Origin of the sequence: Mesorhizobium sp. M1E.F.Ca.ET.063.01.1.1, assembly GCF_003998155.1 — a bacterium.
Classification (GTDB): Bacteria; Pseudomonadota; Alphaproteobacteria; order Rhizobiales; family Rhizobiaceae; genus Mesorhizobium.
Genome location: NZ_RZSC01001447.1, coordinates 1 through 628 on the forward strand (window position 1 = coordinate 1; position 628 = coordinate 628).

Below are 628 nucleotides of genomic sequence, written 5' to 3' on the forward strand. Positions count from 1 at the left end.
CTTCAGGATTGACAAACCGAAGCCGAATTTCGCATGGCTTCGGCATGTCTTTCCGCCTCCGAATTTTCCTCACCCTGCTCACCTCAACGGCGATCTCGCTCTCGGCCGCCGTGGCGCAGACGTTGTCGCTGAAACCCTTCAAGGACGACCTGTTCGGCTACCCGGCGACGCTGTCGAGCGGCGACAACGGTGCCTACACCGTCCTCGACTACCGCGAGATGCGCGACATCAACCAGCGCGACGAAGTGCCCGAAAAGCGCGTGCATGCGCAATATACCGAACCCGGCGTGCGCAAGGTGCAGCAGGATCTGATGCTGAAGACGGATGCCGGCGACGTCAGGCATGTCGCGGTCGGCAAGACGGAAGGAGCCGCCATCATCGTGCTTTACCTGCACGGGCAGGGCGGCAGCCGTAAGCAGGGCGTCGACGACTTCACCTTCGGCGGCAATTTCAACCGCATCAAAAACCTGATGGCCGAAAATGGCGGGCTCTATCTTTCGCCGGATTTTCCCGATTTCGGCGACAAGGGCGCGGCGCAGGTCTCGGCCCTGATCGATCACTATGCCGAGACATCGCCCAGCGCGAAGATCTTCGTCGCCTGCGGCTCGATGGGTGGCATGCTGTGTTG

At 61.3% G+C, this 628-nt stretch carries 1 protein-coding gene; it reads left to right on the forward strand.

Going from position 1 to position 628, the window contains the following annotated elements:
* Positions 1–44: 44 nt before the first annotated feature.
* Positions 45–628: alpha/beta hydrolase (locus EOA29_RS39145; protein ID WP_127222552.1), on the forward strand; the 584-nt coding region annotated here is incomplete at its 3' end.